A 17,970-nucleotide genomic window follows, 5' to 3' on the forward strand; every position below is an offset into this window, starting at 1 on the left:
GTCTCGTTTCGACCCCGGAAGTTAAGCCCGCCAGCGATCCCGGGTGTACTGCCCTCCGAGAGGGGGCGGGAAACCGGGGACGCCGCCGGCCACTATCTAACTTCTCTCGGTTCTCTTCGCAATCCTTAAATGTTCCCAAGTTGGTTATCCTTTCATGTCTGACGAGACTGGGTTAAGGCGTTTGTGGGAGAGGACCGTTGAGAGCCTCTCCAGTGAGGGGTTGATACGGAGCGATGCCGTTAGGAGGGCTTTTCTAAAGTACCCCCGCTACCTCTTTGTCGAGAAGAGGCATCAAAAGTATGCCCATCTCGACGAGCCTCTGCCGATCCCAGCCGGGCAAACAGTGAGTGCCCCACATATGGTTGCAATAATGCTTGAGCTGGCAGACCTAAAACCGGGAATGAACGTCCTCGAGATAGGAACTGGCAGTGGCTGGAACGCGGCCCTAATCTCGGAACTCGTGGGGACCGACGTCTATACCATCGAGAGGATTCCCGAGTTGGTTGAGTTCGCGAGGCAGAACCTTGAAAGGGCGGGGGTAAAGAACGTCCACGTTTTCCTTGGTGACGGGACGCTCGGCTTTCCTCCGAAAGCCCCTTACGACAGGATAATTGTAACCGCCGGAGCGCCCGAGGTTCCAAAGCCCCTCCTCGAGCAGCTCAAACCTGGGGGGTGGCTGATAATACCTGTGGGAAGCCACCACCTGTGGCAGGAGCTGTACGTTGTGGAGAAGACTGATGACGGGAGGATAAGAAAAAGGCGCTGGGGCAGCGTTGTCTTTGTGCCCCTCATAGGGGCGCACGGCTGGCGGGGGTAGGCTTTTAAGCTTTTTCCCTCCTTTTTCCAGGGTGGTAATGTGGTAAGGCTCATAGCTTTTGACCTTGAGGGAACTCTCGTCAAGTCAATCTCGGGCTGGGTGGAGCTTCATAAGAGGTTCGGCACGTGGGAGAAGGGGAAGGAGTACGCGGAGCTTTTCTTCTCCGGAAAGATTGACTACGCGGAGTGGGCCGAGCTCGACGCGTCCCTCTGGAGGGGGCACACCAAGGAGGAGATAATGGAGTGGGTTCGCTCGGTTGAGTACATGGAAGGCGTGGAGGAGCTCATAGACTTCCTCCGGAGGAACGACTTCAGAATAGCCATTCTGAGCAGCGGCCTCTTGTGCCTCGCGAGAAAAGTGGGGGAAGAACTAGGCGTCGATTACGTCTTCGCCAACGAGCTGATATTCGACGAGAACGGCTCCATAACCGGGAAGGTGAATCCGATCGTGGACTTCAGGAGCAAGGGTGCCATACTGAGGGGCCTGAAGGAGGAGCTTAAACCGGAACTGACGGTGGCGGTTGGAGACGGCTACAACGACCTCAGCATGTTCCGCGAGGCGGACGTGGCAATAGCCATAAACCCGCACGAGGGCGTTGAGGGCGACCACGTCGTCGAGAGCCTCCACGAGGTCAGGGAGATAATCGAGGGCTTAATAGGGGGTCAGTGAAGGGCGTGCTCCTCACCACTCGGCAAAGCAAAAGCTCATCATTCCCCTGTCGGCCCGGCCGGAACCCCCGGTTCACGATTCCCCAGGGAGGGCGGGCGCCGGGCCGTGCCCTAATCCGGTTTGGTGATTAAAAACTTACCCTCACAGCCCGGCCATCTTGAGCTGTATCCACCAGAAGACGTCTCCCCAGAAGTAGCTTATCAGGAAGCCGAGGAAGAGCGCCGGAGCGAAGGGCATCGACTTCTTCCTTAAAAACCTGTTCTCCAGCCTTCCTTCCTCAACGAGGCGTCTCAGCTCCTCTATCTGCTCCTTCCTGAGTCCCTCGGCGGTTGGGGACGCTATGATCCTTCCGTAGTCTGGCCTGAGGAGCGAGGGGTCGGCCATCGCGATGGCCCTCTTGATCCTCGTGAAGAGGTCGTCCCTGTCCCTTCCAACATCGCCGTCTTTCTCGAAAATAGTCTCCCCCAGTATGTCCCACTCGCCCAGGGCCTCCACCGGAACCTCCTCCATGAGGACGTTCTTCCGCATGAACTTCACCAGCGAGAAGAACACCTTGAACGTGTAGAGCACCGCGAGGAGCCTGAGGAACGCCTCGGCCATCGGCACTGGGTCCCTATACAAGAGGTACGCCAGAACGGCCAGGCCCACGAGGTCTCCAACCCTCCTGAACTTGCCCAGAACGTATATCACGGCCACCGTGAAGATCCACGACCAGAGTCCCACTATCTCTATTCCCGCCGTCTCATGGATTACGAGCCTGAATCCCAGGGCGGCCATTATCCAGAGGGACACCTCGACGGTAAACCTCGCTCTCTCGGTGAGGATCCTCCTGAGATCGTCGAACTGCTTTCTCAGTAGAATAACGCCGAGGGAGTAGATGAACACGAACGGGAACACCGCTATCAGGCTGTTGAGGAGTATTGTCAAGGGATACAGGGGATAGCTTAGGGCGTACGGCGGCACCGTGGAGGCACTCGCGGGGGGGTAGGGCAGGAGGGCCGAGAAGCCCGCCAGAATGATCGCGTCACCGCTCGCCCAGGCGCCGATGTAGTAGAGAAGCAGTCCCAGGGTCAGGCCGAGGAGAAATCCGAGGACTCCGGAGGCGGCCAAAAGGAGGTCGTTCCCCTCGAGACCGCGGTAGAGGTAGTAGAGAACCCCAACCTCGACGGCGGGAATGGGGATCCTATCGAGCGTTCCCTCGCTCTCCTCGCCCTCCCAGCCGCGGAGCTTCCCGATGAGCGCGAGGGTGGGAAAAACGTGTATGTCGTCAATGAACCCGGTCTTTAGATCGGTGTAAGAAGTAACGGCTCCCATAACCAGCCCCAGAAGGAGGGGGACGTATTCCATGATTCCACCTCAAAGGTCTTCGAGTATCTCCTGCCTGACCTGGGTTACGTAGTCGCTTATTGCCTCGTTCATGTTCTTTACTCCGTTGAGCACCACCCTGGTGGCCATGAGCACGAGCACCAGCACCGCAGCCAGCATGAAGAGGTACTCGATGGCGCTCTGGGCACTCCTTCTCATCTCTCACACCTGACTTTACTTCGGCGCTAAAGGATTTAAAAGTTTCCATCAGCCTTTTAAGCGGGGCGGAAAAGTGGGGTGTGATGAAAGATGAGGATTTATCACCTGAAAGTCCGCGACGAGTACCTCGACTTCATAAAGTCCGGGGAGAAGAGGATAGAGGTTCGAGTGGCCTATCCCCAGCTCAGGAAAATTCAGCCCGGCGACAAGCTCATATTCAACGACTCGATTCCTGCCGTTGTAACTGAAGTTAAACGCTACGAGACCTTCCGTCAGGTGCTGAGGGAGGAGCCGATAAAGAAAATCTTTCCTGATGAACCGAGCTTCGAGAGGGCCGTAAAGCGGTTCCACAACCTCTACCCCAAGTGGAAGGAGAACCGCTACGGCGTCATCGCCATAAAGTTCAAGCTCCTCGGTGAGGGGAGATGAAGCACCTCGAGTTCGACGGGAGGTATAGGGAAGCGATACTAAAAGGCAGGAAGAGGGCCACGGTGAGGCTCGGCAGGAGGCCGAACCTGAAGGAGGGCGACACTGTCCTGATACACTCCGGCGGCTACGCGATAGGGAAGGCCGTAATCGAGAGGGTCGAGAGCAAGACGGTGAAGGAGCTGACCGATGAGGACGCCTTCCTCGACGGCTTCTCGAGCAGGGAGGAGTTAATCAACGCTCTGAGGGAGCACTACAGGTGGGTGAACGACGACTCGAAGGCCCACGTCATAGTCTTCCGCCTCGTTGAGCGCTTTGATAAACCGGTTATGAGCTCTGACTACGCCTATGAGGGGAACCTGCCGGTCGAGATAGCGGAGAAGGCCTTAAAATACCTCGATTTGCCCGAGGAGGACAGGAGGCTAATCGAACTATTCCTCAAGACTGGCAGTCTCAGAAAAGCGGCCTACAGACTCGGCGGTCTTAACAAGAGACACCTCATAAGGGAGGCCCTGAGGCGGGCCTACGAGGAGCTTAAAAGAAAGGGCATCATGGGGCCGAAGCTTTGACGCTCTCCAGGAGCGTAACCGTCTCTTCTCCCCCGACCTCCCTCTTGATTGCGGAGAGCCTGACGGGCATGAGCTTGAAGGTGTTGCCATTGATTAGCCTTCTGAGGACCTTTTCAAACTCCTCCATTTCCCTCTCGCTCGCGAAGTCCACACTGGCTATGAAATCGTACTCCTCGTAGAGCCAGTAGCCACTCACGGGGAGCCTTTCCAGAACCTCGTCTCGAACCCCCCAGACGAGGAGTATAGCTCGATTTTCCTCACCTCCTGCACAACAGGAAGTTGATTTATGATAAAAACCTTTCTCAACTTTTTCTGTCAGACGTCCAACTTATCGAAAGTTTTTTGATGGCCGTTCGTCTCCCCGGCGGGAAGCGTTTTAATCCTAAAGGAGAACGGGAAACGGTGGTGGAAATGAAGGCAGTCTTCTTCGACTTCGTCGGGACGCTCATAACCAAGGAGGGCGAAAACGTAACCCACCAGAACATCGTGAGGGAAGTCCTCAGAAAGGCCGGGAGGGAAGACCTGGACTACCTGCGGCTGTGGGAGGAGTACGAGGAGGAAAGCTCGGTGATGTTCAAGGAGCTCGCAGGCAAGCCCTACGTCAAAATCCGGGACGTTGATATCGAGGCCATGAGAAGAGTGGCCGAGCGTTATGGCTTCACAGTTCCTGAGGACTTCTGGGAGATTAGTCTTGAGATGCACGCGAGGTATGGCAAGCTCTTCCCCGATGCCGTCGAGACGATTAAAGCACTTAAAGACCTTGGCCTGCACGTTGGGATAATCACCGATTCGGACAACGACTACATAGAGGCCCACCTGAAGGCACTTGGCATCTACGACCTCTTTGACTCGATAACCACCAGTGAGGACGCCGGCTTCTACAAGCCCCACGAGAGACCATTTAGGCTCGCCCTTGAGAGGGCCGGCGTTGAAGCGAGCGAAGCTCTCTACGTCGGCGACAACCCGTCAAAGGACTGCGTTGGGGCGAAAAACGTTGGAATGCTCAGCGTCCTTCTCGACCCGAATGGGACAAAGAGAGAACTGTGGGGCAACTGCGACTTCGTGGTTTCAAAGCTGAGCGAGGTCGTTGAAATCGTGAAGGGGTTGATGTGAGGGGTCGGCAACGGCAGGGGTCTTCATCGCCCTGGCGGCTCGCCTAGCGAAATTTTCGTCATTCCCCTCTTCTTCACTCCCTGAGCCTCTGGTAGGCGGCGTAAAGCCTCTGGAGGACGGTTATCCACGCCAGGACTGCAACTGCATAGAGGCCGTACTCAACATGGCCGAAGAGCGCGGTGATGATTATTATCAGTAGCCTCTCGGCCCTCTCGGCTATCCCAACGGCCAGCCTTCCGGAGCCGGCCAGCTCGGCCCTGCAGCGCTCGTAGCTGACGAGGTAGCTCCCCATGAAGGCAATGAAAGCAACACGCCAGTCGGCGAGGTTGCCCAGGGCTATCCCGAAGAGAACCGCACCATCGCTTATCCTGTCGAAGGTTGAATCCAGGAACGCTCCAAAGCGGCTCGTCTTCCCTGTGAGTCTTGCGAGCGTTCCGTCGAGGGCATCGACGAGAGAGCCGAAGAGCAGAACGAGAGCCGCTATGACCTGCTCGCCGCGGTAGAAGAGGTACGCCCCGGCGAGGCTTATCAGCAGGCCGAGGACGGTTATCGTGTTCGGAGTCACTCCCGCCCTCGCGAGGGGTCTCACGAGGGCCTCAAGGTAGCCCTTAACGTTCTCGCGGTAGCGGTTGAGAACCATGAGCATCCCTCACTTCAGCTCGATTACCCTCTTCCCCCTCTCCTGCGGGATTATCTTGAGTTTTGCATTCTGGAACTCCTTCCTCAGGCCCTGTCCTTCAAGGAGCCTGTCGAGGAAGACCGCCAAAGCGGCAACCTCGCTGTGGGGCTGGTTCCCCACGCCGACGTTGTAATCTGCGATCTCATAGACGTCTCGGGGCACCTTCTCGGCACCGACGACGACGAGCACGTCCCTGCCTTCCTTCAGCTCGTCCCTGATTCTTGGCATCGCGTCGTCGATGTGGATCCCGTACATCGTGAGGTGGACTATCATTCCTCCTCGCTCCTTCCACTCCCTCATCAGCCGCTTCCAGCCCGGGTCGAAGGTTATCTCGAACGGTCCCCCCCAGCGCCTCACAACGTCCTCGACGCTCTCCCTCACGTGCTCGTCTTCTTCCGCAGCTATGACGATTTTATCCGCCCCAAACGCCCTCGCCGTCAGAGCGACGTGGGTCGTTATCCTCTTGTCCCTCTCAGGTCTGTGACCAAGGCGAAGCACGGTTATCATCTCACATCACCCGCGAATATCCTCCAGTACTTCGTGAAGTCGTCGCTCCACGTCATGTCCCTGTAGAACTCGTACATGGTTTTTACGTTTTGCTCCATTCTCTTGGTGCTGTACTCCTCCACCACCCTGTTGAGCTCTTCATCGTTCGGGGCCGAGGCCAGGAGGAAGAGGGCGTAGAGCCTCTCGTTCTCGTTCAGGTTGTTGAGCACCATAGTGAGCTTGGAGCGGAGTTCCGGCTTCAGTCTGTCACTAACGACGCTCAGGAGCCTGTCCTCCAGGTTGGCCGTGAAGTCCCCGGTTATATCAACGTGGCCGTGTCCGCTGAGGTCCGTTGGGTTCTGGGCGACTATCCGGTATCCTTCCACCGTTATCATCTGGTACAGCCGCGGAAAGTAGGGGCTGGCGAGGTAGTCCTCCAGGGAGCCGATGAACGAGTGCCTGATGTCTACGACGTACCAGCCGTCGGTCGTGTAGAACTCCGTCACCGGCCTTCTGGTGCAGTCCGTTCCGTTGTACACCGTGACGACCCTTGCCGGGACGTCTATGGAGCGGAGCATCGCGGTCAGGAGTATCTGACCCTCGGCGTAGCTTATCCTGTCCTGGAGGAGTATCTTTTCCGGTTCCAGGGTCGAGGTGGTGTCCCCGAGGGAGTAGTTGCTTACCAGCCAGCTTAACAGCCTCTCCGCGGCACCCTCCTCCGAGCTGGTGTTCCCGATTATCCTAAGGGTAAGACTCCTTATCTCGGCCCTGTCGAAGGAGGGGGTTGAGTTGTAGAGGTCTGCCCAGTAGCCATCGACCAGATACCTGTCCGTTATCCAGTGGTACTTCAATCCGTAGGCTTCCCTGAGGGTTTCCTCGCTCTTCTCCCAGGGCCTCCACGTTATCTCAAGGGGTACGCTCTCGACGACGCTCTTCTCGGCGTCGCCTATCCTGTACCTGAGTATCGCCGAGACGTATCCCTTTCTGTAGGCGTAGGGTGCCTTGACGGTGTACCTGAGGGTAACCGTTTCCTCCCTGTTCAGCTCGTCCGGCAGCGCGTCGGCGGCGGTTACTTTCATTCCATCGAGGAGGTCGAGTCTAACATCAAGGAGATCCACCGGAACCTCCAGCCGGTTCCTTATGGTGACGGTTATGATCGAGACCTCTCCTCCCTCCAGCACTCCCGGCCTCTTCACGTCCAGTTCGACTTCCTCTGAGGGAAGAACGTCCCGTGAGACGGAGATCCTGAACTGTCCGTAGAAGCCCGTCCAGGTTCTTTTAAGCTCATCGGTCAGCTCGAGGGAGAGCTTGAGGTTGTAGTAACCGGGTATGGCAGGGGCCTTGAGTATCCAGACCAGCTGAACGGACTGGCCCACGGGCAGAACGTCCGGGAACTTTGGCTCCTGGAGTATCTGGAAGCTGTCGTCGCCGAGAACGAGGGTTGCCCCCGTCAATCCGACCTTGCCCGTGTTGTTCACGAAGACGATGACGTGGAGCGTTCCGTCGGGAGCCACTACTGTTTTATCAACCGAGAATCTGACCTCGGCGGGAGGTTTGAAGAGACAGCCCGAGGCAACCACGATAAGAATCAGGAGCAGGGTGAGGGCGAGCCTTCTCATGGTCATCTTCCAAACCCTTTAAAGCCCGAACCGTTAATAAGCTTTAGGTGGTGGGAATGATAACGCTGACGACGGACTTCGGGCTTAAGGGGCCTTACGTCGGCGAGATGAAGGTGGCGATGCTGAGGGTCAACCCCGACGCGAGGATCGTCGATGTGACGCATGCTGTTACGCGACACTCCATCATTGAGGGCTCTTTTGTGATGGAGCAGGTGGTGAAATACTCGCCTCCGGGAACGGTTCACGTCGGTGTCATCGATCCCGGCGTCGGGACCGAGAGGAGGGCGGTAATAATCGAAGGCGACCAGTGGCTGGTCGTTCCCGACAACGGTTTAGCCACGCTCCCGCTCAAGCACGTAAATCCCAGAAGGGCCTGGGCCATAGATTTCGAGAGGATAAGGCGCTTCACCGGCTGGAGGATAAGCTCGACCTTCCACGGGAGGGACGTTTTCGGTCCAGCGGGTGCGTTAATCGAGAGGGGCGTTTCTCCGGAAGAGTTCGCGGAGGAGATTCCTCTCGACTCGCTGATTAGGCTCGACGTCGAGCCGAAGAAGGAGGGCGAGGCATGGCTCCTGAAGGTGATTTACATCGACGACTTCGGCAACGTTATCCTCAACCTTGAGAACTACGGAAGGCCAAAGGCCGTTGAACTTCAGGATTTCGGCTTGAGTATCCCCTACCTCGACGCCTACGGCTACGTAAAGCCAGGAGAGCTTTTGGCCCTACCCGGAAGCCACGACTACCTTGAAATAGCCGTCAATCAGGGGAGCGCGGCGGAAATGCTTGGTCTGAAGGTCGGGGACAAGGTGAGGGTGAAACTGCTCTGAGAAAAGGTTATCAACCGTAAAAACGAGTGATAGACGGTGGGAAGATGGAGGAGATAAAGGTCAGGGTCTCGGTTCCCGAGGGTCTTGAGGGTATCTTTGAAAAGGAGCTGGAGGCGCTGGTGAAAGGGCTGAGGCGTTTGGTGGAAAAGCCCTCGGTTACAGTTGATGACGTCTTCGGCATCATGCCTACTGAAAAATCCGCCAGGGAAATGAGGCTTGAGGCCTATGAAGAGCTATTTGGTTGACTCCTCGGTGATACTGGAGACTTTAAAGGGCAATCCAAGGGCGAGGGACCTGCTCAAGGGTCTTGGGAATGAGCCCAAGTTCATAAACGCGGTGATCTTCAGCGAGGTTCTCTTCATCTTCCTGAAGAACATCACGGGAAAGAGCTACCTGACGCTCAGGGGAAACAGGAAGGAACTCAACGCTCAGGGCGCTAAACTCCTGAAGCTCTACAGGTTTCTCAGGGAGAACTTCGTGGAGGTTCCGCTCACCGAGGAGATAAGCGACCTTGCGTTCAAGATGGTTCTTAACCACGCCCTCCTGCCCAACGATGCCATAATCCTTGCCACCGCGAAGTTCTACGGTCTAACTCTGGTTACCCTTGATTCCGACTTCGTCGATGCCGCCAAAGGTGAGGGAATTCCCTGGTTGGAGGTGATTGAATGGTAAAGCGCGGACTCTTCGTCGGCCGGTTTCAGCCGGTCCACAACGGGCACATAAAGGCCCTTGAGTTCGTTTTCTCGCAGGTTGATGAGGTCATCATCGGAATTGGGAGCGCCCAGGCGAGCCACACGCTCAAGAATCCCTTCACGACGAGCGAGAGAATGGAGATGCTGATAAGGGCCCTGGACGAGGCAGGGGTTGAGAAACGCTACTACCTGATTCCTCTCCCGGACATAAACTTCAACGCCATCTGGGCGACCTACGTGGTGAGCATGGTCCCGCGCTTCGATGTGGTTTTCACGGGCAACTCGCTCGTTGCACAGCTCTTCAGAGAGAAAGGCTACGAGGTAATCGTCCAGCCGATGTTCAGGAAGGACATTCTATCGGCGACCGAGATAAGAAAGCGTATGGTCGACGGGCAGCCCTGGGAGGAGCTCGTGCCGAGGAGCGTGGCCGAGTTTATCAGAGAGATAAAGGGCTGTGAAAGGATAAAGATGCTCGCCACAAACCTCGAGAAAAACGAGAAGGAGCTTCAGGCACCGATAAGGATTCCGGAGTTTTGAGCCGCTCCGAAGTCTGATTTTAGTTTCTAATCCCCTTCACTCTCTTTTCAATCTCCTTGAGCTTTCTGGCGTTTCCCCGCCAGCCACCAGAACATCGCTCCCGCCACCAAAAACAGCCCCAGACTAACTGCATATGGCAACGTCGCGTGAACGCTTGCCAGCGCCCCGGCGATGAACGGCGTGACGAGGCCAAGAACCTTCCGGTAGCTCGATATCGCCGCGTGGAACTCGCCCGGTGGGGCCTGGAAGGACGCAGGCGGGCGTTCATGGCCATCGTGGCTTAAACCAGCCTCTTCCTGAACACCAGCACGTTCGGCTCCTCCGCCTCGTCCCAGAGGAGGAGGCCGAGCCGTTTTAACCCCGGCAGGAGCGGCTTAACCCCGCTCGGGAGCATCACGTCGAACTCTTCCCTGCCCCTCTCCCTCGCTACCCATGCCATCGCTGGAAGGATAGCCTTGAGCGTCGCGAGACCGACGTCCAGAGGCGTGAAAGTTGCTCCCTCCTTCGGGACCAAAAAGCGGAAGCCGTTGATGTCGTAGAGCTCGGCGTTTTCCTTAATCCACTCTAAAGCTTCCTCGCTCCTGTGGACGAACTTCCAGCCGACGGGAACGGTACCGAGCGTCAGGTCCTCAAGGGTCGGCTCTATCCGCTCAGGCTCCTCCGGCTCGAAGCTCTCGGTTTTTGCCCCGAAGACGAAGAACCTGGCCTTGACGTGGAAGCCCGTTCTCTCGGCCATCGAAATGCTCTCGCGGTTGAGGAAGTAAGTCGCGAACTCAAGGGCTTCAATCTTCCTCTCGTGGGCGAGCCTCTCGCCAGTTCAAGCATAAAGCCGTGGAGCTTCCTCCCGTAGCCCCTACCTCTGTAATCCGGGTGAACCCTGAGCCCCTCCAGCCAGCCGACCTTTCCCGGGAGAAGCGTCAGCTTCGCCGTGCCGATTACCTTTCCATCAACCTCCAACACGTAGTAGTGGCCGTCTCTAAGCCACTCGTCAAAGACCCCCGCCAGGTAGTCTTCTCCGCCCCACGTGAGCCTTGAAATCTCCTCGATGAAGGGTCTGTCCTCAGGTCTGGCTTCCCTTATGAGAGGTTCCATACCACCACCCGTTGCCTGATTGGAAAAACACTTTTAAGGTTCTTTCGTTATTACGAGTGGTGGTGTTAATGAATCGCCTCCTCGCGCTCGCCGTCGCGTTGCTCATCATTTCCGCCTCCCTCGGCTACGCATACCATCAGCAGGAAAGGGAGTTTGAGGCCACTCTGAATGGCATACTCGATGTTTCAAACATCGCGGTCTTCTGCCTGGAAGACATGAACACCATCGGGATAATGCTCGATGGCAACGTGAGCAATGATGTCCTTAGGGAAAGGCTGAGCCGGTACACTTACTGCTCCGTGATGATGGAAAAGGCAGCGTTCTCCCTCTATCTGCTGAATGAAGATGAGAGGTACTGGAGGCTCCATGTGGCGGCCAGTAATCTGGAGGTCTACCTCCACACGGCCATGAACAGTCCAAATCCCGATGAAGTGCTCTCGGACGACGTGAAACTCCTAGATGAAATCTCAAGAGAACTGGGTGCGGTGCTCGAAAACGGAGGGGTGGGTGAACTGTCCCCCGCCCGCGCGGAGAGGCTGTTCAACCTGACGCAGAGGCTATCAAGCTGAGGCGAGGTTTTGGAGGTATCCTCATGGAGCGCTGGAACTTCGACGGTTGGGCCAGGAGCTACGATGAAGATGTAGAAAGGGAGGACTGGATACACAAGGATTACTGGAAGGTCCTCAAACTCGTTGCTGAACGAGCTAGGGGCTTGTTGTGGACATCGGCTGCGGCACCGGGAACGTTCTGCGCTTCCTCGACCCTGAGAAGTACATTGGCGTCGAGCCTTCCGTCGGAATGCGTGAGAAGTTCAGGGAGAAGCACGGCTTCGAGCCCCTCGACGGGCACTTCTTAAGGATTCCCCTCACGGACGAAAGTGTGGACACCGTGATAACGACCTACGCCTTCCACCATGTTCCCGATGGGGAAAAGACGGACGCGATAAAGGAGATGCTCCGCGTTCTTAAGCCTGGCGGGAAGATCCTTATCGCCGACGTGATGTTCGAATCGGAGGAGGAAGAGAGGCGTATAAGTGCGGAGGACGGCCTAAAGAAGGAGATGGAGGACGAGTACTTCGCGACCGTCTAGGGGCTGGGGAAAATCTGCACCGCGCTCGGGCTGGAGTGCCGGTTCGAGAGGGCGAACCGCTACGTCTGGATTGCAGAAATTGAACTGCTCACCCCTGACCGGAAAGGCCAAAGGATTGACCACCCTACCCTTAAACATGGCCGACGAGGAACTCGCCAGGGAGGTACAGGAGCTCAGGAAGGCCCTTGAGGAGCTCAGGGAGAGCTTTGCGGTGGTTTCTCAGATGGCGCAGGCCTACCTCAGGCTCATCAACCTCTACGCCCAGTACGGTGGGCTCGGGATAGAAGTGGCCGTGCCAGAGGTTACCGACCCTATAGCGCGTGAGATAGTCAGAATTCTCTTCGACCTGAAGAGGGCGAACGTCAGCCAGATAGCCCGGGAGCTGAAGGGGAGGCGCGGAAAGGCCTCGCGGAACACGGTTCGGGCAAAGCTGAGAGAGCTGGTTGAGCTTGGCATCGTCGTTGAGGTTCCCGGCGAGAGGGGAAAGGCCTACGCCCTCTCAAAGCGAGTGGTCAAAAGGTGGCTCGAACTAATCGGAATGCCGATTAGGTTTGACCAGACTAATGATTACTGAGGTGGTTGATATGGTGGACGAAAGGACCGGAGCCAGGAAGCTGGAGGAGCTCCTCGACGAGCTGGTCGAGGAAATAAGGAACGCCCAGAGTGTGGAGGAGGTAGAGGTTCTCAAGAAGAAGGCCGAGATCGTGGCGGATCTCATCGAGGCCTACGAGGGCGACAAAGACCTCGACAAGATACCGGCCCTCATGGATAAGGTTGGCGAGATGGTGGAGGACATACTCGAACCGCTCAAGGAGCTCCTCAACGAGCTCTACAGCCCGGAGAGAGTTCAGGCGATGGGAAAGAGCGTGGCGGAGTTCTACAAGAACCTGGCCGAGGCCGGAATGGATAGGGACGCTGCCCTTGAACTGACGAAGGAGTACATGGACGCTATAAACCCCGGCAAGAAGCTGATGGAGATGCTCGGCGAAATGGTGGGTGGAGGACGGCACCTCGGCCCCATTAACATCGTCCAGGGCGAACCCGGGGATAAACGAAAGGGGGAGCGTGAGTGAGGTTCCTCCGCTCCGCCCTTTATCTTCTGTTTCTTCGCGTCCCGGTGATTCTGTTCAGAGTGGCGGGCATAGCTAGGGTGACCGGCAGGGCGAAGCGGCGGTTCCGGAGGGCGCTCGCTGATTACGATCTTCCCGACGATGTTGTCGAGGTGCTCGTGGAGCACTTTGACCCCTCCACGCCGCTCAGGGAGATACTTTTCAGGTTTTCCAGGAGATAGCCACCTCCCTCTCACCTCCACATTGCCCTGGCAGAGGTTTTGACACCCGGCTTGTCCCCGTAGAGCAGTATCAGGACGTCCATGTCCCCGTAGGTGGAGATCTCGATGTAAACCGCTTCTCCGTTTTTCTCGAAGAGGTCATTGGCCACCAGGTGTCTCCTCTCATCATGGGAGGGAAGCTCGACGTAGTCCCTCTCCACCCACCCCGTTTCGAGGAACGCTTTCTTGAGCTGGAAGTAGACTTCCATGCCGAGCCGGGCAGGATAGAACAGCACCACCGCTTTCGTGTCACCTGAGGCGTTCCCCTCCAGCTTGTATATGTACCCGTCGAACCTCAGTCCCGCCTTTTCCGTCCAGTTCCAGGGCCTCACGTCGTTCCTCAGTTTGCCGAAGGAGAGCAGCGCACCTGGACTTGCTCCGCCCGTGCCGACCACGTGCCAGAAGAAGTCGCTGGTCGAGTACCTGGGCTTCTTGATGACGATGGCGAGGTAGTGGTTGTAGCGGTACTGGACGAAGGCCGTTAGGGTGTCTGAATTCCGGGCGAAGGTTCTCGCGTAGGGTTCCCTTCCGTCGTCGGTTCTCTCCCAGCCTTCAGCCAGGAGCTTTTCGGTCAGTTCATCGAGGGCTTTGAGGTAAGCGGTGGCGTTTGGATAGACGAGGAACATGAACTCGACGTCGGCAGTTCTTCCGCTGTACCAGGCCGCCGCCGGGACATCGGGGATATCCACAAAGTCCGCCGTGATGTTGAACTCCTTCCTGAGGCCATCGAGGACCCTCGATATCACCGTTTCAGGCCTCACGCCCCTTTCGCTGACCGGCCTAAAAACGCTCCCTGGCACCTCTGCCCCCCGCTCGAAGGATAGCCCCTCCGTCGGGTCTCCTTCGGACCACAGGTCGTTTACGATGGCTTTGACCTCTCTGGACTTTCCGAGCAGGAGGGCAACGCGCTCCAGGCCGGCGATCCTCGCCAGCTCTATGTAGGCCCCCGTGCCGTTGGCCTCGAAGTAGTCGCTCGCCACGAGATGTCCCGCCGGATCCCGGGTGTTTGTGTTGATGTACTCACCCTCAACCCAGCCGTTCCTGAGAAACGCCTCCTTGAGCTGGAGGTAAACCTCCCTCCCCTCACGGGGCCGGTAGACGAGAAAAACCGCGCTGACGTTGGTTCCCTTAACCTTCCCCTCAAGGGCGTCCAGGTAGCCCGAAAACTTCAGACCCCTCTCCTCACTCCATTTCTCCGCGATCACTTTGACCGGCAGGAAGGGGCCGAGAACCTTGCCGGGGCTGGGTCCAATAGTGATAATGCTCCACGTGAATCTGAAGAGGCGTTCTGTTCTTTCTTCCGCGCTCCCTCCAGCGGTCCTCGCCACGAACAGGACATAGAAGTAGCGCTCGTAGGTGTAGAACACCGTGTAGGTCTCGTTTCCCCTCTCCCAGAAGGTTCCATCTCCCTGCTGGAAGCCGTTCTCCATCAGGAGTTCCACCACACCTTTCATGGCTTCTTCGACCGCCGTTGAATTGGGGTAGGCAAAGAGGCCGAACTCGGTGTCGTTCGCCGTTCCGGTAAAGCTTGAGAGGCTCCTCTGAGGTTGGGGTACGCTTATCCTCCCCTCGGTGACGTTGTACCGTTTCGATAAATTGGAGACGACGTCAAGGATCGCGTACTCCGGCGGGTATGCGAACCAGTCCACTGTTTTCGGTTCGAATGTTCCCCTCGGAAACGTGGCTTTTACAGCCTCCGGAGGGGAAATGTTCATGGGGGGTCCATGTTCTCCACTTTTGAAGGCCGTTTCCGTTTCAGGGCTTCCGGTTCCTTCTCCAGGCGGACCGTTGATGCATCCGCCTGACATTGTGATCAGAATTATGAGGATGAATGAAACAATAATTTCGACGTGCCTCATAGGGAATCCCGGATACTTTTGGATTTCAAATTATAAGTATCTTTCCCTTGCAAGTTGTCCAAGGATTGGCACCCGTCCGGGTTCCTTCTGAGCCTCTCGTAAATCAGCTCGTCGATGTATCTCCCGTCGCTCCATACGTGCTCCCTCAGCCTGCCAGTTAATCCAGTTGAAGCCCGCCACACCGACTGGCTTTTCTTCCTCGTTCTCCACAACCGCAAACATCGGAGCTTTGTCCCGGTTCTTTTTCAAATCCTAGTAGAACTCCTCTTCTTCCTCGGGGAGGGTGAAATGGGCCGAGTTGAAGAGGTATCTGACCGTGCTCCTGTCGTTAAACCAATCCCAGCTTTTCTTTAAGTCCTCACGGAGGAGTACTGCGAGCGAGACCTTTTTTCCTCTGAGGATTACATTTTTCTTTTGAAAGCCTCGTCGTTCACGGCGGGGATGCAATAATCAACCCAACCAGCCATTCAGCAGGAAAGCAACACTTTTTTAAAGCTTAAAATTCATACCATAACTTGAAATGAAGCGTTCGGTAACGGTCAAACTTCAACCATCAAAGGAGCAAGAGGAGAAACTCTATCAGTTAGCCGACGCCGGGGCCAAAGTTTGGAACAGGGTGAATTACCTCCGTAGGCAACAGTTCTTCCAGGGGCAAATCGTGGACTTCAACACGACGGAAAAAACTGTTTATGAGAAGTTTAAGAAAGAAATCGGTTCAGCCACAGTCCAACAAATAGCGAGAAAGAATGCAGAAGCTTGGAGAAGCTTCTTCACCCTTGCAAGAAAGAAGCGGAATGGAGAACTCCCCGAATGGCTTAAGCCAAAACCACCGAACTACCTGAAGGAAGACGGGAAGAGAAAACCATTAATCGTCCTCAGGAACGACCAGTACCGGATTGAAGGGAGCAAACTCATATTGAAAGGCCTCGGGAAGTTCAAACGCTTGGAAATCCAGTTCAAGGGAAGAATACACTTGAGAGGCAAGCAGGGGCGGTTAGAAATAACTTACGACGAGGTAAAGCGGAAGTGGTATGTCCACATCTCCTTCTCAGAAGTCAGAGAAAGACTTGAGGGCGAGGAATGGGTTAAACTCCCGAGAAAACCAAAGGGGAGCCTTTCAGCAGGCATTGATTTGGGAGTGAACAATTTAATGGCCGTTTATGTCGAGAACGGGGAAAGCTTTCTCGTGAATGGCAGGCCTCTCAAAAGTATTGACTTCTACTGGCGGAAGAGGACTGCCGAATACCAGTCCAAACTCAATAAAAGTGGCCAGAAGACGAGCAGAAAGCTCAGGAGAATGCACGAGAGGGCTAAACTTCAGGCAAAGCACTACATTAATACCGCAGTTAGGGGAACAGTCCAGAGGCTCTACGAGTTGGGAGTTTCGAAAATCGTCGTCGGCTATCCTAAGGGAATAGCTCGAAACTCTGATAAGGGCAAGAAGCAGAATTTCATCCTCTCTCACGTGTGGCGGTTTAACACAGTCATTAAACGCTTGAAGGAAGTGGCTGAGGAGTATGGTATTGAAGTTATGGTTGTTGGTGAGGCTTTCACTTCGCAAACGTGCCCCGTTTGCGGGAAGCCCCACGATGGGGCGAGGTTTGTTCGTGGTTTGTTTAAGTGTCCCGCAACGGGGCTTACCTTCAATGCGGATTTAGTTGGAGCGTTTAATATTTTGAAGAGGGCAGTAAAAACCATAACCCCGAATTTGGGCGGTTTGTTCGCCCAAAGGAGGGGTAATGGGGGGAAGACCCTCCCCGAGGGGTTCAAAGAACCCTCTTCGAGGGTTGTCCTGATGAGAACCCCTCAAACCTCTCCGTCAATGGCGAGGGGTTAGCCAACCCTCGCCCCTCACGGCAGGGAGGAGGTCAGCGGGCGCATAGAATCACCTTTAAACTGCAAGGTTTGCAAACCAGATGTAGAGCGGAACCTTCATGCTCTTGCTCTTGAGGCAGAGGCTGTACATTGCGAAGGCAAACAGCCCAACGTAGAGCCCGAGGAGAACCGCCTGTTGAAGGGGCATTGCAATGCCGTTTATGGCGTGGGCAAGGCCCCACAGAAGCGTGGGGGCTACAACAGCGGCCCTCTCCCCTGCCAGCCTGAGGCTTCCGGCGTAAAGGAGGTTCACCGCCAGAATCTCCACGAAGTAGTACGCGTACTGCGAGGCGAAGAGAACTGCGGCAAGGGATTCCCTGCCCCCCGAAAGGCTGAGATAGTAGCGGAACTCTCCAATGGCCTGGGGAGTGTATTCCCACCCCGAGTACACCAGCTCAAGGAGCAGAAAGGCCAGAACCACCGCCGTGGAAAGGGCCAGCTCCCTTGCTCCAAACCTCCCGGCGAACAGTTCCCTCCAGTTAAGCCCAAGCCAGCGGAGGAGGATTGCCACCGCAAGCGCCCTGAGGATGGTTATCGTCCACAGCATTTCCAGCCGGGTCGTCGGAGGTAGGGATGTTAAAGAACCCGCGAAAGTCTTGTAGACAAATGCTACCCCCAGCTCAAGCCCCCATGTGGCGAAAACAAACCACAGGAGAGCAAACAGCGGAAAGGCCCTCTTCATTCATTCCACCAGAGATAACAATGCAAAATGGTTTTAAATTTTTCCTATGAAGTTGTTTTCAGTGGTGGGGAATGGAGAGATGGAT

At 56.1% G+C, this 17,970-nt stretch carries 23 protein-coding genes and 2 pseudogenes; 15 read left to right on the plus strand and 10 right to left on the minus strand.

The window, feature by feature from the left end:
• Nucleotides 1-154: 154 nt before the first annotated feature.
• A complete protein-coding gene (locus E3E27_RS00005) occupies nucleotides 155-817 on the plus strand; it encodes a protein-L-isoaspartate(D-aspartate) O-methyltransferase (RefSeq protein ID WP_167773021.1) in 663 nt (220 codons plus the stop codon).
• 39 nt (nucleotides 818-856) lie between these two features.
• Complete coding sequence (locus E3E27_RS00010) at nucleotides 857-1,486, plus strand: HAD-IB family phosphatase (RefSeq protein WP_167773022.1); 630 nt, start codon at nucleotides 857-859, stop codon at nucleotides 1,484-1,486.
• Between the two features lie 141 nt (nucleotides 1,487-1,627).
• On the opposite strand, the gene E3E27_RS00015 is transcribed toward E3E27_RS00010, so the two are convergent.
• Nucleotides 1,628-2,833 (minus strand): A24 family peptidase C-terminal domain-containing protein, encoded by a 1,206-nt coding sequence (locus tag E3E27_RS00015; RefSeq protein WP_167773023.1) that lies wholly within the window; start codon nucleotides 2,831-2,833, stop codon nucleotides 1,628-1,630.
• Between the two features lie 9 nt (nucleotides 2,834-2,842).
• Nucleotides 2,843-3,010: a class III signal peptide-containing protein gene (locus tag E3E27_RS00020; protein WP_014789361.1), complete on the minus strand. Its 168-nt coding sequence runs from the start codon at nucleotides 3,008-3,010 to the stop codon at nucleotides 2,843-2,845.
• A gap of 90 nt (nucleotides 3,011-3,100) precedes the next feature.
• Here E3E27_RS00020 and E3E27_RS00025 point away from each other — a divergent pair, with 90 nt between their 5' ends.
• Together E3E27_RS00025 and E3E27_RS00030 are read left to right on the plus strand one after the other, a co-directional pair.
• Complete coding sequence (locus E3E27_RS00025; RefSeq protein ID WP_167773024.1) at nucleotides 3,101-3,439, plus strand: ASCH domain-containing protein; 339 nt, start codon at nucleotides 3,101-3,103, stop codon at nucleotides 3,437-3,439.
• Nucleotides 3,436-4,005, plus strand: a complete 570-nt coding sequence (locus tag E3E27_RS00030) for an ASCH domain-containing protein (protein WP_167773025.1) — start codon at nucleotides 3,436-3,438, stop codon at nucleotides 4,003-4,005. The genes E3E27_RS00025 and E3E27_RS00030 overlap by 4 nt, the downstream gene beginning before the upstream one ends.
• Here the strand turns inward: E3E27_RS00030 and E3E27_RS00035 are convergent.
• Nucleotides 3,986-4,201: a hypothetical protein gene (locus tag E3E27_RS00035; protein ID WP_371731533.1), complete on the minus strand. Its 216-nt coding sequence runs from the start codon at nucleotides 4,199-4,201 to the stop codon at nucleotides 3,986-3,988. The genes E3E27_RS00030 and E3E27_RS00035 overlap by 20 nt on opposite strands.
• Before the next feature lie 215 nt (nucleotides 4,202-4,416).
• Here E3E27_RS00035 and E3E27_RS00040 point away from each other — a divergent pair, with 215 nt between their 5' ends.
• A complete protein-coding gene (locus E3E27_RS00040) occupies nucleotides 4,417-5,118 on the plus strand; it encodes a TIGR02253 family HAD-type hydrolase (protein WP_167773630.1) in 702 nt (233 codons plus the stop codon).
• A gap of 73 nt (nucleotides 5,119-5,191) precedes the next feature.
• Here E3E27_RS00040 and pgsA read toward each other — a convergent pair whose 3' ends face one another.
• The 3 genes from pgsA to E3E27_RS00055 are packed head-to-tail and all read right to left on the minus strand — an operon-like array spanning nucleotide 5,192 to nucleotide 7,908.
• Entirely contained in the window at nucleotides 5,192-5,758 is a 567-nt protein-coding gene (pgsA, locus tag E3E27_RS00045; protein ID WP_167773631.1) for an archaetidylinositol phosphate synthase, read from the minus strand.
• Nucleotides 5,759-5,767: 9 nt separating this feature from the next.
• Entirely contained in the window at nucleotides 5,768-6,304 is a 537-nt protein-coding gene (locus E3E27_RS00050; protein WP_014789367.1) for a tRNA (cytidine(56)-2'-O)-methyltransferase, read from the minus strand.
• Nucleotides 6,301-7,908, minus strand: a complete 1,608-nt coding sequence (locus E3E27_RS00055) for a transglutaminase-like domain-containing protein (protein ID WP_167773026.1) — start codon at nucleotides 7,906-7,908, stop codon at nucleotides 6,301-6,303. Before E3E27_RS00055 ends, E3E27_RS00050 begins: the two co-directional genes overlap by 4 nt.
• A gap of 50 nt (nucleotides 7,909-7,958) precedes the next feature.
• On the opposite strand from E3E27_RS00055, the gene E3E27_RS00060 reads away from it, so the two are divergent.
• Genes E3E27_RS00060 through E3E27_RS00075 form a run of 4 tightly spaced genes read left to right on the plus strand, consistent with a single transcriptional unit; the run spans nucleotide 7,959 to nucleotide 9,958 of the window.
• Nucleotides 7,959-8,729: an S-adenosyl-l-methionine hydroxide adenosyltransferase family protein gene (locus E3E27_RS00060; protein WP_167773632.1), complete on the plus strand. Its 771-nt coding sequence runs from the start codon at nucleotides 7,959-7,961 to the stop codon at nucleotides 8,727-8,729.
• Nucleotides 8,730-8,773: 44 nt separating this feature from the next.
• On the plus strand, nucleotides 8,774-8,974 hold the full coding sequence (locus E3E27_RS00065) for a hypothetical protein (protein ID WP_167773027.1): 201 nt from the start codon (nucleotides 8,774-8,776) through the stop codon (nucleotides 8,972-8,974).
• A gap of 7 nt (nucleotides 8,975-8,981) precedes the next feature.
• Nucleotides 8,982-9,401 carry a type II toxin-antitoxin system VapC family toxin gene (locus E3E27_RS00070; RefSeq protein WP_371731534.1) on the plus strand — a complete coding sequence of 140 codons (420 nt, stop codon included), beginning with the start codon at nucleotides 8,982-8,984 and terminating at the stop codon, nucleotides 9,399-9,401.
• Nucleotides 9,395-9,958, plus strand: coding sequence for a nicotinamide-nucleotide adenylyltransferase (locus E3E27_RS00075; protein WP_167773028.1), 564 nt, complete (start codon nucleotides 9,395-9,397; stop codon nucleotides 9,956-9,958). Before E3E27_RS00070 ends, E3E27_RS00075 begins: the two co-directional genes overlap by 7 nt.
• Nucleotides 9,959-10,005: 47 nt before the next feature.
• On the opposite strand, the pseudogene E3E27_RS10665 reads toward E3E27_RS00075, so the two are convergent.
• Nucleotides 10,006-10,188, minus strand: a pseudogene (locus E3E27_RS10665) (MFS transporter); the annotation flags it as partial.
• A gap of 50 nt (nucleotides 10,189-10,238) precedes the next feature.
• Nucleotides 10,239-11,050: pseudogene (locus tag E3E27_RS00080) on the minus strand (GNAT family N-acetyltransferase).
• A 68-nt stretch (nucleotides 11,051-11,118) separates the two neighbouring features.
• Here E3E27_RS00080 and E3E27_RS00085 point away from each other — a divergent pair.
• From E3E27_RS00085 to E3E27_RS00105, 5 genes are all read left to right on the plus strand, one after another.
• Nucleotides 11,119-11,619 (plus strand): hypothetical protein, encoded by a 501-nt coding sequence (locus E3E27_RS00085; RefSeq protein ID WP_014789375.1) that lies wholly within the window; start codon nucleotides 11,119-11,121, stop codon nucleotides 11,617-11,619.
• Between the two features lie 148 nt (nucleotides 11,620-11,767).
• The gene (locus tag E3E27_RS10670; RefSeq protein WP_371731535.1) at nucleotides 11,768-12,139 is read left to right on the plus strand and encodes a class I SAM-dependent methyltransferase; all 372 of its coding nucleotides are present in this window, start codon (nucleotides 11,768-11,770) and stop codon (nucleotides 12,137-12,139) included.
• A gap of 136 nt (nucleotides 12,140-12,275) precedes the next feature.
• Nucleotides 12,276-12,713 (plus strand): hypothetical protein, encoded by a 438-nt coding sequence (locus tag E3E27_RS00095; RefSeq protein ID WP_014789377.1) that lies wholly within the window; start codon nucleotides 12,276-12,278, stop codon nucleotides 12,711-12,713.
• A gap of 10 nt (nucleotides 12,714-12,723) precedes the next feature.
• Nucleotides 12,724-13,212 carry a hypothetical protein gene (locus tag E3E27_RS00100; RefSeq protein ID WP_167773029.1) on the plus strand — a complete coding sequence of 163 codons (489 nt, stop codon included), beginning with the start codon at nucleotides 12,724-12,726 and terminating at the stop codon, nucleotides 13,210-13,212.
• Complete coding sequence (locus E3E27_RS00105; RefSeq protein WP_167773030.1) at nucleotides 13,209-13,430, plus strand: hypothetical protein; 222 nt, start codon at nucleotides 13,209-13,211, stop codon at nucleotides 13,428-13,430. Before E3E27_RS00100 ends, E3E27_RS00105 begins: the two co-directional genes overlap by 4 nt.
• Nucleotides 13,431-13,441: 11 nt before the next feature.
• On the opposite strand, the gene E3E27_RS00110 is transcribed toward E3E27_RS00105, so the two are convergent.
• Nucleotides 13,442-15,118, minus strand: a complete 1,677-nt coding sequence (locus E3E27_RS00110) for a hypothetical protein (protein ID WP_371731537.1) — start codon at nucleotides 15,116-15,118, stop codon at nucleotides 13,442-13,444.
• Nucleotides 15,119-15,848: 730 nt separating this feature from the next.
• Between E3E27_RS00110 and E3E27_RS00115 the strand changes: the two genes are divergently transcribed.
• Nucleotides 15,849-17,165: an RNA-guided endonuclease TnpB family protein gene (locus tag E3E27_RS00115; RefSeq protein WP_167773032.1), complete on the plus strand. Its 1,317-nt coding sequence runs from the start codon at nucleotides 15,849-15,851 to the stop codon at nucleotides 17,163-17,165.
• 54 nt (nucleotides 17,166-17,219) lie between these two features.
• Here E3E27_RS00115 and E3E27_RS00120 read toward each other — a convergent pair whose 3' ends face one another.
• Nucleotides 17,220-17,885, minus strand: a complete 666-nt coding sequence (locus tag E3E27_RS00120) for a hypothetical protein (protein ID WP_167773033.1) — start codon at nucleotides 17,883-17,885, stop codon at nucleotides 17,220-17,222.
• Nucleotides 17,886-17,970: the final 85 nt, after the last annotated feature.

The sequence above is a fragment of the Thermococcus sp. MV11 genome, assembly GCF_012027285.1.
Taxonomy (GTDB): Archaea; Methanobacteriota_B; Thermococci; order Thermococcales; family Thermococcaceae; genus Thermococcus; species Thermococcus cleftensis.